Below are 15,536 nucleotides of genomic sequence, written 5' to 3' on the forward strand. Positions count from 1 at the left end.
GGTGGTGCAAGGGGATGTTAGTATTGACTGCGCCCAACCGATGGAATGACCGATGCACAACGACACCCCCCGCAAGCGCTCCCAGGGCCTGGCCCATGACATCGTGACCACGCTGACCCAGCGCATTCTCCTCGGCCAAATGGCGCCGGGCGAGAAGCTGCCTTCCGAGTCGGCCATTGTCGGCGAGTACGGTGTCAGTCGCACGGTGGTGCGTGAGGCGCTGTCGAAGTTACAGGCGGCAGGGCTGGTGGAAACCCGGCACGGGGTGGGCACCTTTGTGCTGGCGCGGGACCAGCGCCAGGGCCTGCACCTGAACCACGACACTGCCGTCAGCGTGCGCGGCATCCTCGAGTTGCGCCTGGGCCTGGAAACCCAGGCCGCCGCCCTGGCCGCGCTGCGCCGCAGCGAGGTGCAGTTGCAGCACATGCGCGAGGCCCTCGACGACTACCAGGCCTCGCTGGCCAACAACGACAGCAGCGTCGAACCCGACGTGCGCTTCCATCAGTTGATTGCCCAGGCCACCGGCAACACCTACTTCACCGATGTGATCCAGCACCTGGGCAACTCGGTGATCCCGCGCACGCGCATCAACGCCGAAGAGCGCGGCGATACCGACCTGATGAAACTCGGCCAGTTGGCCAACCTGGAACACGAGGCGATCCTCAACGCCATCCGTCGCCAGGACCCCGACGCCGCCCGCGCCGCGATGTTGTTGCACCTGAGCAACAGCCTGGAACGCATGACCGGCGAGTAGCAGGGGCATTTTCTTCAATACCCGGCTCGCCGGGGTGTTTACCGTGGCCCCTGTTCATCACCACAACAGGGAACCGCAATGAGCTTGATCCTTTCCATGGCCGCCTTCGCGTTGGCCACCTCCATCACACCGGGCCCGGTGAATGTGGTCGCTCTCAGTTCGGGCGCGCGCTTCGGTTTTGTCGCCAGCCAGAAACACGTGTTCGGTGCCGCCACCGGCTTCACGCTGTTGCTGGTGCTGATCGGCCTGGGGCTGCATGAAGTGCTGCTGCGCTGGCCCATTCTGACCCAGTTGATCCAGTGGGGCGGGGTCGCCTTCCTGCTGTACATGGCCTGGAAACTTGCGGTGGACGATGGCCGGCTGGACGCCGAAGGCACCGCAACGGCGCCGTCGATGCTCTACGGCGCGATCATGCAATGGCTGAACCCCAAAGCCTGGCTGGCCTGCGTGGCGGGCATGGGGTTGTTTGTCGCGGATGGTGACGCCCGGCAAGTGTGGCTGTTTGCGGCGCTTTACCTGGTGATCTGCTACCTGTCGGTAGCCTGCTGGGCCTACGCTGGCACGTTTTTGCGCCGTTACCTCGGCAACGCGCAGGGCGTGCGGGTGTTCAACCGTTCGATGGCCGCGTTGCTGGTGGCCAGTGTGGGTTATTTGCTGATGGCTTGAGCAAGTCGCGGTACTGCCCCGGCGTGGCGGCGAAGTGCAGCTTGAAGGTGCGCTGGAAGTGCGCCTGGTCGGCAAAGCCGGCGGCCAGGGCGACGTCGGCGATCAGTTCGCCGTTGCGCAATTGGGTGCGGGCGAACTGGATGCGCCGGTTCACCAGAAACGCATGGGGCGTCAAGCCGTAATACTGCTTGAAGGCGCGGATCAGATAAGACGGCGACAGCTCGGCCGCCAGGCAGATGTCTTCGAGTTTCAAGGCCTGGGTGCAGTGTTCGCGGATGTATTCGGCGGCGCGTTCCAGCTTGTGATTGACCTCCCGCACCGGCGTGTTCGAAGGGTTCAGGCGCTGCTGCACCTCGCTGAAATAACTCACCAGCAGGCTCTGTTTTTGCAGGAGTTCGGCGTGCTCATCCAACAGCATCCGGTACAGCTCGATCAGGCCGTTGTACAGCACCGGGTCGCGGGTATAGGGCGTATTGAACGGTCGATAACCCTGGTCGGTGCTGAAGCCCAACTGGTATTGCAGGTCCGTCAGCCAGGGCGTGTCGAGGTAGAGCATGTGATACGACCAGGGTTGGTCGTGGATCGGGTTGCACGCATGCACATCGCCGGGGTTCATCAGCACCACCGTGCCGGCGCTGATCTGGAAGGTGTCCGCGCCGTAGTGGTAATAGCTGCGCCCGGTGGTGATCGCGCCGATGGAGAAATGCTCGTGGGCGTGGCGGGTGTAGGTGACCTTGCGCCCATCGGCGATGGTCCGCGCTTCGATGAACGGCAAGCGCTCGTCGCGCCAGAAGCGCGGCGCTTGCGCGGGGTGAGTGGCGGTGTTCAGCGACATGGCGGCGGCTCCATCCCTCGGGAGATCGAGGGAGGATCATTGCACAGACTGCCGGGGCCGTCAGCCTAGAAGTCCCATTTAGTCGCCAGTTGCAGGCTGCGCGGTTCGCCGTAGAACCCGGTGCCGAAGTTGCCCAGGCCCGTGTAGTACTTTTTATCGAACAGGTTCTTCACGTTCAGCGTGGTGCTCAGGTGCTCGTTGAAGCGGTAGCGGGCCATCAGGTCGACCAGGTAGTAACTGTCCTGGGTGATGCGTGCGTTCTGGCCGAAGTTGAGCGTGTCGTTCGGGTCGGGTTGGAACACGTTGCCGAAGAACTCGCTCTGCCAATTCACGCCGCCGCCCACGGTGACATGCTCCAGCGCGCCGGGCAGGCGATAGCTACTGAACAGGCGCACCACCTGCTGCGGCGTGGTGGTTTGCAGCACCGAGCTGTACACATAACCGTTGTTGGCATCGCGGGTGTGCTGGTAGGTGTAGCCGGCCGAGATGTTCCAGCCGTCCAGCACTTCACCCGACAGTTGCGCCTCGAAGCCCTTGGTGGTGGCGCCGGCAATCGGGCGGTACACCGAATCGGTCTCGAAGCCCGACACGTACTCGGCGACATTGTCCTGCTCGATGCGGAACGCGGCAAAACTGGCATTCAGGCGGCCGTCGTAGAACGCTGCCTTGAGCCCGGCTTCATAGGTGGCGCCTTCGATCGGGTCGAGCAGTTTGCGGTCGGCGTCCTTGCTGCTTTGCGGGCGGTAGATCTGGGTGTAGCTGGTGTACACCGACCAGGTGTCGTTGAGGTCGTAGACGATCCCGGCATACGGCGTGACCACGCCGCTCTGGCGGTAGGTGGTGCGGTTGTCGGCCTTGGTCGGGTCATAGAAATCGGTGGTGTCGGTGCCGCTGAACGTGCTGACGCGCGTGCCGAGGATCACTGACAAATCGTCCGTGGGTTTCAAGCGCGTGGCCAGGTAGGCGCCGGTCTGGCGTTGCACGATATCGTTCTGGCCGCTGCGCGGGATATCCGGTTTGGCGTACTCGCCGTGCCAGTCGAAAATGCTGCCGCCCACGGCGGGGTAAATCGAACCGTAGACCGGCACGTCCTGCTTCGAGCGGGTGGCCATAAAGCCCATGATCAGCTCGTGCTCGCGGCCAAACAGGTTGAACGGCCCGCTGAGATTGACGTCCAGGGTGTTCTGTAACTGGTCGCCCTTGTACTTGCCCATGAACATGTACATGCCGTCGCCGCTGACCGGGTCCGGGTTGCCGCCGCTGGCGGAGGCGAGCAGGGTGTCGTGCTGACTGCGCTTGCGGTCGAGGCTGACCTTGAGCGACCAGTCGTTCGCCAACTGCTGTTGCACCGAGGCGAACAGCGTCTGGTTCTGGAAGTCGCGGCGGCTCCAGTCGGCCGCCGGGTTGAACGAGCGCGAGAAGTGCGTGCGCGAGCCGTCGCTGAAGAACATCGGGAAACCGGTCCAGCTGGCGCCACGGGAGCGGGTGTCTTGCTGGTCGATACCGAAGGTCAGCAGGGTGTCGGGCGTAAGGTCCGCTTCAAGGATGCCGTAGCCGATGTCCTTGGTGTGCTGGTAGTGATCGAGATACGACTGGCGGTCCTGATACACGCCGACAAAGCGTCCGCGCAGATTGCCCGACTCGGTCAAGGGGCCGGAAATATCGCCTTCGGTGCGGTAGTTGTCCCAGGAGCCGAACGTCTGGGTGACCGAGGCCTTGAATTCCCGCGTGGGCTTTTTGCGGATCAGGTTGACCGTGGCCGACGGGTCGCCGGAACCGCTGAGCAGGCCGGCCGAGCCCTTGATGATTTCCAGGTGGTCGTACACTGCCATGTCGGTGCTGGTGGTGCCGTAGTCGTACACGCCGTCATAGGTGGCGTTGACGCCGTCGTACTGGAAATTGGTGATCGGCAGGCCACGGCTGGAGAACTCCCAGCGTTCGCTGTCGTAGTTCTGCACGCTCACGCCGGGGGCGCGGCGCAGGGTGTCGGCGATGCTGTTGGAGCCCTGGTCGTCCATCTGCTGGCGGGTGATCACCGTGACCGACTGCGGGGTGTCGCGCATCGACAGCGGCAGGCCGGTGGCCGAGGCCATGACACCGGTAGTGTAGGCGTGGGTGTCTTCGGTGATAGCGCCCAGGCCCTGGCCGGAAATCGTCGTGGCGCCCAGCTCCAGCGCGCCGCTGTGGGCGGGGATCAGCTCCAGCACGTAACCGTTGTTGCCTTGGGGCAGCGCCTGCAAACCGCTGCCCTGCAACAGGCGCTGCAAACCGCTGGTCGGGGTGTAGCTGCCGTTCAGGCCGGGGCTGGTTTTACCGGCGGCGAGGCTGTTATGGCCGGCGATGAACATTCCGGACTGTTCGGCGAAGCTGTTCAGCACGGCGACCAGGGCACCGCCCGCGATGCGATAACTGCGCGCGGCTTCCTGGGTCGAGGTCGGCTCGGCGGCGTACAGCGTCGGCGCGCCGAGGCAAAGCAGGGAGGTGGCCAGCGCCAGTGGGCGCAGCGCGAAGCGAGCAGGTTGCGGCATGGAGGTGTCCCTTGGGATCAAGTCGATCGGCGAGTTGAAAGCGTCTGCAGGGTTAACCGAACGAGTGTCGAAAAAGGGAACTGGCGGGTGAAGTTTTTTACTGCGGCCCCACGCTGACCCACCACGGCATCGGCCGCTCGACCCGAATCGGCAGCGCGGCTTGCAGCAGGTGCAGGGCCTGGTCGCTGTCCTTGAGCGGGAACGAACCCATCACCGGCAACTGCGCCACGGCCGGGTCGCAGCCCAGGTGGCCGGGGCTATAGCGGTTGAGTTCGGCGATCAACTCGCCGAGCGGCAGGTTGTCCGCCAGCAGCACGCCACGGCTCCAGGCTTCACGGGCCGGGGAGGCGACGCTGGCGGTGTTGAAGTGGTTGCGGGTAAACGTCAGCTGTTGGCCGGTGTCGACAATCCGTGGGTGCGGGTTGAGCGTACTGACCCGCACCCGGCCCTCGAACACCGTGAGCTGGGTATGTTCATCGCCTTGCACCACGCTGAAGCGCGTGCCCAGCGCCTGCAGCCGGCCTTGTTCGGTGTCCACCAGGAACGGACGGTTGGGGTCCTTGGCGGTGTCGATCAACACTTCGCCAAAACGCAGGCGCAGCAAGCGTTGCGCGGCATCGAAGCGCACATCCAGCGCGCTCTGTGTGTTCAGCCACACGTGGCTGCCATCGGTCAGCAGCGCGTCGCGGGTCTCGCCGTTGGCGGTCGCATAGTCGGCACTCCAGCCGCTTGCCAGGCGGGGCAGGGGGCTGTGGCGCCAGGTGCCCCAGGCCAGTGTCGAGCCGACACCCAGCACCAGCAGGGTCTTGAGCGTCTGGCGCCGCGAGCTGCGCAAGGCCCGGCTGGCGCCATGGGGTTGCTCCAGCAACGGCGCAAAACGCTGGCTGACGCGCTGCACGTACTGCCAGGCCGCCAGGTGCTCGGGGCTTTGCGCAACCCAGGTTTGCCAGCGCAACTGTTCGAGCGCACCGCCTGGGGCCTGCAGGCGCACGTACCAGTGCGCAGCCTGCTCCAGGCTGGCGTGGCTGAGCTGGCCGGGGCGGCTCATTGCACCAGCATCCCGTCGAGTTCGGCTTCCAGAATCGCGCAGTGCAGCAGGGCCTGGGCCATGTACTTCTTGACCATGCGCTCGCACACGCCGAGCTGTACGGCGATCTGCTTGTAGGGCAGGCCGTGCAAGTGCGCGAGTAAAAAGGCCTCGCTGACCTTCTTCGGCAGGCGCGCGAGCATCGTGTCCACTTCGTAGAGGGTTTCGACGATGATCGCCCGCTGCTCCGGCGACGGCTGCTGCGCTTCCGGGCGCTCGGCCAGGGTTTGCAGCCAGGCGCGTTCCAGTTGGCGGCGGCGCCAGTGGTCGATGCACAGGCCACGGGCGATGGTGGCCAGGTAGGAGCGTTGGCCGACGTGATCGGTTTCGGCCAACGGGCGGCCGAGGATGCGGATAAACGTGTCGTGGGCCAGGTCGGCGGCATCCCAGCGGTCGTTCAGGCGCCGCCGCAGCAGGCCGAGCAGCCAGCTGTGGTGGGTGCCATAGAGGTGGGTGAAGGAGGTCGACACACTGTCCATCCAGCGCAAAGGCTTTGGCGTAAATAAGAATTGGTCGCGATTAAACCAAAGCGTCGGGTTGTGCGCAAATGATATTGGTTTGCTTTTGGGAGGCTGTATCGATGGATTGAAGAAATCAGCTCGGGCATCAAGAACCTGGATATCCAGGCCATCATCTATTCACCCGTCGGTACCGGCACGTTGATCTCCAACGAGTGAACGCCTGAATCTCACAGCTGTTTCGACAGAAACACCCGGCTGTTGCCCTCGGGTTCACAGGCGATTTCGCCAAACCGCACCCAGCCGTTCTTCTCATAGAACCCCGGTGCCTGGAAGCTGATGGTGTAGAGCACGGCATTGCGACAACCGCGGCGTCGGGCTTCGTCTTCGAAGGCGCGCAGCAATCGGCTACCGATGCCGGAACCGCGCAGGGTCTCGGGCAAGTGGAAGAGGTCGAGGAAGGCCATGCCGAATGCGCTCCGGCCGGTGATGCCGCCGAGCACCTGCTGGGTGTGCGGGTCTTTGACCAGCACGCTCAGCGGGCGCCGGTCATGGTAGCCGGTGGCTTGTTCGTTGAACGCCGCCAGGCCGTTGCCGAGGATGCGTTCGGCGTCGGGGTTGGGCTGGTCGCTGATTTCAATGAGAGGAGGCTGCATCGCGCTGGATTCCTTGTGGCCCGTTGTCCGACAAGCGTCTAGACAGTTCTTTATACGATTGAGTGTGGGCGTGATCAGGGTTTTTCGACCAATAAAGCGCGTACCTCCTCTTCCTGCAACTGCTTTTCCCTGGCTTCCTGGCGCGCCTGCTCCTCGGCGCGTTGCTTGGCCTCCCGGCGGAACTGGTCGACGGATAAGTTTCGGAGGTGCTCGATGTCCTGCGCAGTGGCACCGAATGCAACCGGCACCATGGCCATCAACGGGGCTGCGATCAAAGAGGAGGTCAACAAGCGGCTGATACGTGCCCTGGACATCAAAGCAGTCCGAGTCAATTCGTGGTGCCTTGTTGGGCGCTGTAACAGGGATAAGTTCCCAGGGTGGCTATTAAAAGGCCATTACCATCTCGTGCCACGCCATCCCTCCATGGTCCGACGCCGACGGCTGCACGTAGCGGTAGCCCAGGCGTGTGTACAGCGCCACATGGCGGTCCTTGCACATCAAGTGAATCGTCTGCTTGCCCAGCGCGCGCATGCGCTGCACAAACTCGCGCATCAACGCGGTGGAATAGCCCTTGCCCTGGTGCGCCGGGGCGACCACCACCGACATGATCACCACATTCGGCGCCTCGGCCGCATGGCCGACCAACTCCTTGAACGCCTCATCCGACATCACCACCTTGTGGGCGCAGCCGCTGTTGATGAAGCCCACCACCTCGCCATCTGCCTCCAGGATCAAAAAGCCTTGCGGGTATTGGGCAATGCGCGTGGCGATCTTTTCCAGGGTCGCGGCTTCGTCGCCTTCGTAGGCAGTGGTTTCGATGTCGAAGCAATGGGCGGCGTCGCTGGGGAGGGCGTTGCGAAAGGAGAGGGCGGGCATGCGGTTTCCTCGGAGGGTAAGCGAAAGGCCACATGATAGCGGGGTGTCAATAGCGCCGCCATTGTGGCCTCTGGGTCGACGAGGATGTTCGGCCAGCGTGGTTTAACGGGGCCAAGTGACGGGGCTTGATGACCGACCCACTTCTGGAGGCCGGACTCGGTCAACGGTGGGAGCTGTCGAGCCCCAGCGAGGCTGCGATGGCGGCGGGACAAACGCCATCAAATCCACTTCACTCGCCAACTTCCAGTTCACCAGAAACCAGAAAACCCGCCAAAGCGGGTTTCTTCAGCACTTACATCACGTCAACTCACCGCAGGCGAATCAAACCCACGCCGCTCCATCACCGTAAACACATCCGCCACATCCTGGACCATGATCCGGGCGGTGTTGGCGACGGTATTGATGTCGTGCTCGGCATAGTCGGACACTTTGGAACAGGCCATCAGGTGCAGGTAGGCGAGCGCGGCATTGAGGCGCTCGCTGGCGCAGGCGTGCAACTCGCTGAGCGGGGCGTCGCTGTCGATCAGCAGGACCGGGTAGTCGGTTGCGGTTTGGGACATGGGGGTGAAGCGGCGGGGCGGATTTTGATTGGTCATGAGGTTCGATTCTATTTGGGTAAAAAGAATCACCACCTTGCTGCTGCGAAACAGATTGGGTGGCAACTGTGCGCGGGTTCGCAGACCAGGAAGAATCACCCCCGGCAGACCCGAAGGTCTCCCACGCACAGCCGCCATAAACGAGGCGCAGACGGACACCGCCTGAGGGTCTGATGACTGTGCAGGTTGATTCTATTGTGTAGGGCTGCGAAACCCTGTCGCCGACCAATGCCAGCGACGGGGCGAACTATAAGGTGCGGTTAATCGAGGCGCAACCGACAGGCTGTTTCAAACTCCACCCACCAGCGTCCCCTCCGCCATCCGCCGCTTATACGCACTGTCCCGACTCGCCAACCAGAAATACAACGGCGACGTCACCACCAACCCCACCACCCACGACAAATCCGCGCCGTTGATGTGCTGCGAAATCGGCCCCACGTACAGCGGTGTGTTCATGAACGGAATCTGCACCGCGATCCCCACCGCATAGGCCAGCAGCGCCTGGGGGTTGTAGCGCCCGTAGATCCCGCCGTCCACGCGGAAGATCGATGCAATGTCGTACTTGCCTTTATGGATCGCGTAGAAGTCGATCAGGTTGATCGCCGTCCACGGCACCAGTACCACCAGCAGCACCAGGACCATGTCGACGAAGTGGCCGATAAAGTCTTTCGAGGCGAATACCGCGGCCACCGAACAGGCCGCGAGTACGATGATCGAGATCACGGCGCGGCTTTTTGCGGTGGGGATCCAGCGGTAGGCGAAGGTCTGCACCAGGGTGATGATCGACAGCACCGCGCCGTACAGATTGAGGGCGTTGTGGCTGATCACGCTGAGCAAGAACAGCACCAGCATCAACGGGCCGATGGCGCCGGTGGCGAGTTTGACCGCGTCCATGGTGTCCATGCCCACCGGGGTGGCGAGCACCGCGACGGCGCCGAAGATGAACGACAGGCTCGAACCCAGCGCCGAGCCCAGGTAGGTGGTCCAGAAGGTCGACGCGACGGGTACGTCGGCCGGCAGGTAGCGCGAATAGTCGGAGACGTAGGGCGCGAACGCGATCTGCCACAGCGCCGCCAGGGACACGGTGGCCAGCCAGCCGGAGAGGTTGAAGCTGCCGCGGGTCAGAAAGTCGCTGGTCTGTATATGGCTGAAGATGTAGCCGAAACCCAGCACGATCCCCGCGCCCAGCACCCAGGTGCCGATGCGGTTGAGTACGTGGATGAAGCGGTAGCCGATGATGCCGATGATCCCGGAACCGATGGCGCCGATCACGATGCCCACCGGCACGGGCACGCTGTCGACCACGCCGTGCAGGGATTTACCGGCCAGCACGATGTTGGAGGCGAAGAAGCCGATGTACATCACCCCGGCGATCACCACCACCAGCAACGCGCCGAGGGAGCCGAATTGTGCGCGGCTCTGGATCATTTGCGGGATGCCCATCTGCGGGCCCTGGGCCGAGTGCAATGCCATCAGCACGCCGCCGACCAGGTGGCCGACGAGGATGGCGACGATGCCCCAGATCAGGTTGAGGTGGAACAGTTGCACGCCCAGCGCACCCGTGACGATCGGCAACGGCGCGATGTTGCCGCCGAACCACAGGGTGAACAGGTCTCTTACCTTTCCGTGGCGATCTTCCGGGGGCACGTATCCAATCGTGTGTTTTTCGATAAGCGGGGCGCTGGATGTTGCAGTGGTAACCATGACGAGCTCCAAGGCAAGGTGAGTACGTTGACGTACTTCGCTGTACGCCGCTCAGCGGCGCTTTGTTGTTGGAGCGATCATCTGCAATGGGGGCGGGGAGGTAAATTAGTAAGTTTGTTGCTATAGACCTTAAAAAAAGTATCTCGCGTGGCCACGCGCTCCGGTATGTTGCCCGCTTGTGTCCTGGGGCGAAGTCCCACATTTGCGGAGGGCCCGATGGCTGCCTATAACCTGCGCCAGCTCAGATATTTCGTCACCACGGCCGAGTGCGGCAGCGTCGCCGAGGCGTCGCGCAAGCTGTATATCGCGCAACCGTCGGTGTCCACCGCGATCAAGCAACTGGAAGACAGCTTTGGCGTGCAGTTGTTTATCCGCCATCATGCCCAGGGCGTGTCGCTCACCCCCAGCGGCGCGCGCTTTTATCGCAAGGCGCTGGAGCTGCTGCGGGTGGCCCACGAGTTCGAGCAGAATGCCCTGGCCGACAATGACGTGGTGGCGGGGCAGATCGATATCGGCTGCTTCGAAACCGTCGCGCCGCTGTACCTGCCGCGTTTGATCGCCGGTTTCAAGGCGCGCTGGCCGGGGGTGGAAATCCGCATGCGCGATGGCGAGCAGCAGGAGTTGGTGCAGGCGCTGACGGCCGGCAGTATCGACGTGGCGATGCTGTTCGAGCATGACCTGGGCGCGACCATCGAGACCACGCCGTTGATGCCGCCGCAGCAGCCGTATGCGCTGTTGCCGGCCGATCACCGCTTTGCGCAGCAGGCCAAGGTGTCGCTCGCGGACCTGGTGCTGGAGCCGATGATCCTGCTGGATGTACTGCCGAGCCGCACGTACTTCGTGAGCATCTTTGAAGAGCGCGGCTTGACGCCGAACATCGTGTTCAGCTCGCCGTCGATCGAGATGGTGCGGGGCATGGTGGGGCGCGGGTTTGGCTTTTCGATCCTGGTGACCAGGCCGTTTACCGAGTACACCTATGACGGCCAGAAAGTCGTGTGCCTGCCGCTGGCGGAAACCGTCACCGGCTCGGGCTTGTCGGCCGTGTGGTTGCGCCGCGCACCGTTGACCAAGCCGGTGCAGTTGTTCGTCGATTACTGCCGCGAGGAGCTGGCGCGTTTGCTCGCCTGATCGGCGCGCTCAAGCCTGGGCCAACAACGCATCGGCCCGGCTGTCCTGGGTCACGCAGGCGTCAACTCTGATCGGCGCTGGGATTACTCCTCGGGCCCGACATTCCGGATGTTCAGTTGCTTCAACCGTGCGTCGAGTTGTGTGCCGAAGTTGTTGACCGCCTTCAAGTGCCCCGGGCTGTAAGTGTCATCCGGACGGTCCGGGCGGAAGTGGACGGACAGCGGCACCACGTTGCCCGGCGGGTTCAAGTTGTTATCGAGGTAGGGCCTGCCGTGGCTCGGGTTCAGATCCTTGATGCCGTTAGCTTCTGCCACGTCAAAAAAGGCATCTAGCGTGCGGTATGCATCCTCTTCTCTTACGGCCATGCGTATGCTTTCCCTGTCAGGTACACCCGCTTCGGGGCGCTGACGCAACTCTTCAGGCGGCGCAGCGTTGAGCGGGTTGTTCAACGGCGAGTGCGGTGGAATTCCTATCATGGTCAATACTCAAAGGCTGTTGAAGTGAAAACGGCTATTAGCCGTTTTCCTATGTGGGCCGCCTTCAAGTACGGTTCCATCAGCTGCGGGTAGCGATTGATGCAGGGTATGTCGCCGGCACAGCCGAGGGCCGTCAACGCAGCGCGTTCAGCATGCTGTGCAACATCTGATCGCACTGTGCCAACTGCGCCACACTCACAAACTCGTCCGGCTTATGCCCCTGGTCCATGCTGCCGGGCCCGCACACCACCGTGGGAATGCCCACCGCGTCGAACAACCCGCCCTCGGTGCCGAACGCTACCGTGCCGAACGCCCGCGAGCCGCAAAATGCCGCGATCAACTCGGCCGCCTCGCTCTGCTGATCGGTCATCAGCCCCGGATACGCCGACAGCTCGGTAAAGCGAATCGCACTCTGCGCGCTCACCGCCTGCATGCGCGGCAATACCTGCTGCTCGGCGTAGGCGCGCAATTCATCCGCCACCGCTTGGGGGGCCTGGCCCGGCAGCGCGCGGACCTCAAAATCAAACCGGCAGTCGGCGGGCACGATGTTCAGCGCCTTGCCCCCGCCAATCACCCCGGTTTGCACCGTACTGAACGGCGGATCAAAGCGCGCATCCTGCTTATCGCGCAGCCGTTGGCCGATGCGTCCCAGTTCGCCGATCAATTCGGCGGCATGCTCGATCGCATTCACGCCATGGGGCGCATACGCCGAATGACAGGCCGCGCCATGCACATCGCAGCGCATCGCCAGCTTGCCTTTATGGCCGAGCACCGGCTTGAGTTCGGTCGGTTCGCCGATGATGCACAGCATCGGCTTCACCGGCCGTTGCGCCAGCACGCTGAGCAACGAGCGCACGCCCAGGCAACCGACTTCCTCGTCGTAGGAGAGGGCGATATGCACCGGCCGGCGCAGCGTCGCCGCGACCAGCGCTGGCACCAGGGCCAGCACACAGGCGATGTAGCCCTTCATGTCCGCAGTGCCCCGGCCGAACAGCCGGCCGTCGCGTTCGGTCAGTTCAAACGGCGGCACGCTCCACGGTTGCCCATCCACCGGCACGACATCGGTATGCCCGGACAGCACAATCCCGGGCACCTCCACCGGGCCGATGCTGGCAAACAGGTTGGCCTTGGTGCGGGCCTCGTTGTAGATCAGCTCGCTGGCCACGCCGTGACTCGCCAGGTAATCGCGCACAAAGGCGATCAACTGCAGGTTGGACTCGCGGCTGGTGGTATCGAACCCCACCAGCGTCTGCAGCAATGCGCGGCTGCGGCTCATCGCTCGTCCCCGGCGACGCCATAGCCGGGCGCGTGGTCGGGGGCCAGGGCGCGGTCGATGTAGGCCTGCACTTGTGGGCGATAGGCGTCCCACAGCGTGTGCAGTTGGCCGATCGGGTTGGCGTCGGCCCAATCCACCCGCAGGTCGATGATCGGCCAGGTCAGTTCGCCCACCACCTGCAACGCGGCCGAATGCACCGGGCCGGCTTCGCCACCGGCGGCGATGGCGGCATGCATCGCGGCCAAGAGTCGCTCGGCCAGTTGGCCTTCGCCTTGCTCGAAGGCCTGGACCATCGCCTCGATCACTGCGCGGTCGGCGAGCATATTGCCGGCCGCGACGCACTGTTCGCCCGACACCGCGTGGTGCTTGCCGAGGGTTTGGCTGCCGCTGAAATGCACGCTGCGGCCCAGGTGATCGATCGCGGTCAGTTGGCGGTATTGGCTGTAGCCGTTGCGGGTCAGCGCCTCATCGATGGCGGCGGCGGGGGCCAGGCCTTGTTCCAGCAGGTCGAGCACGTCCGGGCCGAGGGCCGGCAGCGTGATGTTCTGGGTCGCGACCGCACCGACACCCGGCCGCAGCCAGGGGCAGCGTGCGCCGACGGCGATGCTCGAAGAGCTGATGGCGATACCCAGTTGGCCGGTGTCGGCGCAACGGCCGACGATTGAAAAGGTCATGTACGGCTCCTTACTCGGGAATCACGGCGATCACATCGATTTCCATCAGCCACTGCGGCTGGCCCAGGGCCGATACCACCAGCCCGGTGGAAATCGGGAACACGCCCTTGAGCCATTTGCCGACTTCCTGGTACACCGGCTCGCGGTAGCGCGGGTCGATCAGGTAGGTGGTGGTCTTGACGATATGGCTGAGGTCGCTGCCGGCTTCTTCCAGCAGTTGCTTGACGTTGCGCATGGCCTGCTCGGCCTGGGCACGCGGGTCGCCGAGGCCGACCAGGTTGCCGTCGAAATCGCTGCCGACCTGGCCGCGCACATACACGGTGTTGCCGGCGCGCACGGCCTGGCACAGGTCATTGTCCAGGCTCTGGTTGGGGTAGGTTTGTTTAGTGTTGAACATGCGGATGCGCGTGTGGGTAGGCATCAAAAAACTCCGGGAAAAATGATCAGGCGCTGACAGGAGACGGGCGCACGAGCGGGGCCGCGACGCGATATTCGAGGTACTGACGCTGGGTGGCGATATGGTCGGCGAGGTATTTGGCGTCATGCCACACGCCCCAGATAAACGACGAGCCACGGCGCGACTGCCAGGGCAAACCGAGGAAGTAGATGCCGGCCTCGCTGGACACGCCGCGCTGGTGCTGCGGCTTGCCGGCGGCGTCGAACGCATCGACCTTCAGCCAGCCGTAATCCACGGCAAAGCCGGTGGCCCAGATGATCGAGGTGATGCCGGCGCGGGCCAGGTCCAGTTGCAGGATCGGCTGTTTCACGCACTCGGCATCGGCGAAGATGCGCCGGGCTTCGGGCTCCACGGGCAGGTCGAGGCCGTTGCGTTCGATATACGCATCCGCCGCGTCCAGCAGGGCCAGGTAGTTTTCGTCGCCGCGTGCGAGGTTCTCCAGCAGGGTGGGTTGGAAGGTGGCCACGCCGCCATGGAAAGACTCGGTGGGCCCGACCAGGGTCATGCCGCGCAGGGCCAACTCGCGGAAGTCGATGGTCTTGCCGCCGTGGGCGCCGCTCACGGCAATGGTCACGTGTTCGCGGCCGGGCTTGATCGCGGCCTGGTCCCATTCGCCCAGTACACCGAGCCACCAGCAGAAATCACGCTGGCGATAGGCGCGCGGCGGGCGGTCGTGGGCGCCGACCGACAGGTACACCTGACGGCCGCTGCGCTGCAGTTCATCGGCGATCTGCACCCCCGACGAGCCGGCGCCCACCACCAGCACCGCGCCTTGGGGCAGTTGGCCGGGGTTGCGATAGTCGGCGGAATGGATCTGATGCAGTGCCGTGTCTGTCGGCGCGATCGCCGGGATCACCGGCGTCTGGAACGGCCCGGTCGCCGCCACCACGCGGTTGGCTTCGATCACGCCGTCGCTGGTGTGTACTGTAAAACCGGGGCGGCCGACATTGCGCAGCACCGAGGTGACTTCCACGCCGGTGCGGATCGGCGCATTGAACTGGCGTGCATAGGCTTCGAAGTAATCCGCCACGCGCTCTTTCGGCGCGAAGGCATCCGGGGCGAGCCCCTCGAAGGCCAGGCCGGGAAAGCGGTCGTGCCAGGCCGGCCCGTTGGCCACCAACGAATCCCAGCGGCCGCTGCGCCAGCGCTCGGCGATCCGGCTGCGTTCCAGCACCAGGTGCGGCACGCCGTGCTTGCTCAAATGCTCGCTCATGGCCACGCCGGCCTGGCCGGCGCCTACCACCAGGGTGTCTGTTTGGGTGATTGCTTGCGTCATGTGTCTGTCCTTGCGTAATGCAGTTGGATTCAGCTTGGGCATGACTTCAAGGTAGGGGGCGGGCGGTTTTTAATAAAATATTATTAAGC

17 protein-coding genes are annotated in these 15,536 nt (G+C 63.8%); 3 read left to right on the forward strand and 14 right to left on the reverse strand.

Annotated features, from left to right (window positions below; translation table 11 throughout):
- Positions 1 to 52: 52 nt before the first annotated feature.
- Positions 53 to 754, forward strand: a complete 702-nt coding sequence (locus JN756_RS13230; RefSeq protein WP_126589013.1) for a FadR/GntR family transcriptional regulator — start codon at positions 53 to 55, stop codon at positions 752 to 754.
- 78 nt (positions 755 to 832) lie between these two features.
- Positions 833 to 1,420: a LysE family translocator gene (locus tag JN756_RS13235; protein ID WP_046383807.1), complete on the forward strand. Its 588-nt coding sequence runs from the start codon at positions 833 to 835 to the stop codon at positions 1,418 to 1,420.
- On the opposite strand, the gene JN756_RS13240 is transcribed toward JN756_RS13235, so the two are convergent.
- The 9 genes from JN756_RS13240 to JN756_RS13280 form a co-directional block, all read right to left on the reverse strand.
- Entirely contained in the window at positions 1,362 to 2,255 is an 894-nt protein-coding gene (locus JN756_RS13240) for an AraC family transcriptional regulator (RefSeq protein ID WP_046383806.1), read from the reverse strand. The genes JN756_RS13235 and JN756_RS13240 overlap by 59 nt on opposite strands.
- 65 nt (positions 2,256 to 2,320) lie before the next feature.
- Positions 2,321 to 4,783, reverse strand: a complete 2,463-nt coding sequence (locus tag JN756_RS13245; RefSeq protein ID WP_046383805.1) for a TonB-dependent siderophore receptor — start codon at positions 4,781 to 4,783, stop codon at positions 2,321 to 2,323.
- 97 nt (positions 4,784 to 4,880) lie between these two features.
- Positions 4,881 to 5,831, reverse strand: coding sequence for a FecR domain-containing protein (locus JN756_RS13250; protein ID WP_046383804.1), 951 nt, complete (start codon positions 5,829 to 5,831; stop codon positions 4,881 to 4,883).
- Positions 5,828 to 6,349 (reverse strand): sigma-70 family RNA polymerase sigma factor, encoded by a 522-nt coding sequence (locus tag JN756_RS13255; protein ID WP_046383803.1) that lies wholly within the window; start codon positions 6,347 to 6,349, stop codon positions 5,828 to 5,830. Before JN756_RS13255 ends, JN756_RS13250 begins: the two co-directional genes overlap by 4 nt.
- 209 nt (positions 6,350 to 6,558) lie before the next feature.
- The gene (locus JN756_RS13260; RefSeq protein WP_046383802.1) at positions 6,559 to 6,984 is read right to left on the reverse strand and encodes a GNAT family N-acetyltransferase; all 426 of its coding nucleotides are present in this window, start codon (positions 6,982 to 6,984) and stop codon (positions 6,559 to 6,561) included.
- A 74-nt stretch (positions 6,985 to 7,058) separates the two neighbouring features.
- The gene (locus tag JN756_RS13265; RefSeq protein ID WP_046383801.1) at positions 7,059 to 7,298 is read right to left on the reverse strand and encodes a hypothetical protein; all 240 of its coding nucleotides are present in this window, start codon (positions 7,296 to 7,298) and stop codon (positions 7,059 to 7,061) included.
- Between the two features lie 70 nt (positions 7,299 to 7,368).
- Positions 7,369 to 7,860, reverse strand: a complete 492-nt coding sequence (locus JN756_RS13270; protein WP_102617916.1) for a GNAT family N-acetyltransferase — start codon at positions 7,858 to 7,860, stop codon at positions 7,369 to 7,371.
- Between the two features lie 302 nt (positions 7,861 to 8,162).
- A complete protein-coding gene (locus JN756_RS13275; protein WP_046383799.1) occupies positions 8,163 to 8,456 on the reverse strand; it encodes a hypothetical protein in 294 nt (97 codons plus the stop codon).
- A 288-nt stretch (positions 8,457 to 8,744) separates the two neighbouring features.
- Complete coding sequence (locus JN756_RS13280; RefSeq protein WP_046488423.1) at positions 8,745 to 10,160, reverse strand: purine-cytosine permease family protein; 1,416 nt, start codon at positions 10,158 to 10,160, stop codon at positions 8,745 to 8,747.
- 216 nt (positions 10,161 to 10,376) lie between these two features.
- Here JN756_RS13280 and JN756_RS13285 point away from each other — a divergent pair, with 216 nt between their 5' ends.
- Positions 10,377 to 11,288 carry a LysR substrate-binding domain-containing protein gene (locus JN756_RS13285; RefSeq protein ID WP_046383797.1) on the forward strand — a complete coding sequence of 304 codons (912 nt, stop codon included), beginning with the start codon at positions 10,377 to 10,379 and terminating at the stop codon, positions 11,286 to 11,288.
- Positions 11,289 to 11,371: 83 nt separating this feature from the next.
- On the opposite strand, the gene JN756_RS13290 is transcribed toward JN756_RS13285, so the two are convergent.
- The 5 genes from JN756_RS13290 to JN756_RS13310 form a co-directional block, all read right to left on the reverse strand.
- Positions 11,372 to 11,764, reverse strand: coding sequence for a hypothetical protein (locus JN756_RS13290; protein ID WP_126589010.1), 393 nt, complete (start codon positions 11,762 to 11,764; stop codon positions 11,372 to 11,374).
- Positions 11,765 to 11,897: 133 nt separating this feature from the next.
- Positions 11,898 to 13,040 carry an acetylornithine deacetylase gene (gene argE / locus JN756_RS13295; protein ID WP_126589009.1) on the reverse strand — a complete coding sequence of 381 codons (1,143 nt, stop codon included), beginning with the start codon at positions 13,038 to 13,040 and terminating at the stop codon, positions 11,898 to 11,900.
- Positions 13,037 to 13,714, reverse strand: coding sequence for a DUF1028 domain-containing protein (locus JN756_RS13300; protein ID WP_201022161.1), 678 nt, complete (start codon positions 13,712 to 13,714; stop codon positions 13,037 to 13,039). The genes argE and JN756_RS13300 overlap by 4 nt, the downstream gene beginning before the upstream one ends.
- A gap of 10 nt (positions 13,715 to 13,724) precedes the next feature.
- Positions 13,725 to 14,135, reverse strand: a complete 411-nt coding sequence (locus tag JN756_RS13305) for a RidA family protein (RefSeq protein WP_046383793.1) — start codon at positions 14,133 to 14,135, stop codon at positions 13,725 to 13,727.
- A 22-nt stretch (positions 14,136 to 14,157) separates the two neighbouring features.
- Positions 14,158 to 15,489, reverse strand: coding sequence for a flavin-containing monooxygenase (locus JN756_RS13310; protein WP_411220350.1), 1,332 nt, complete (start codon positions 15,487 to 15,489; stop codon positions 14,158 to 14,160).
- Between the last annotated feature and the right edge of the window lie 47 nt (positions 15,490 to 15,536).

The sequence above is a fragment of the Pseudomonas sp. Y39-6 genome (assembly GCF_023651955.1).
Taxonomy (GTDB): domain Bacteria; phylum Pseudomonadota; class Gammaproteobacteria; order Pseudomonadales; family Pseudomonadaceae; genus Aquipseudomonas; species Aquipseudomonas veronii.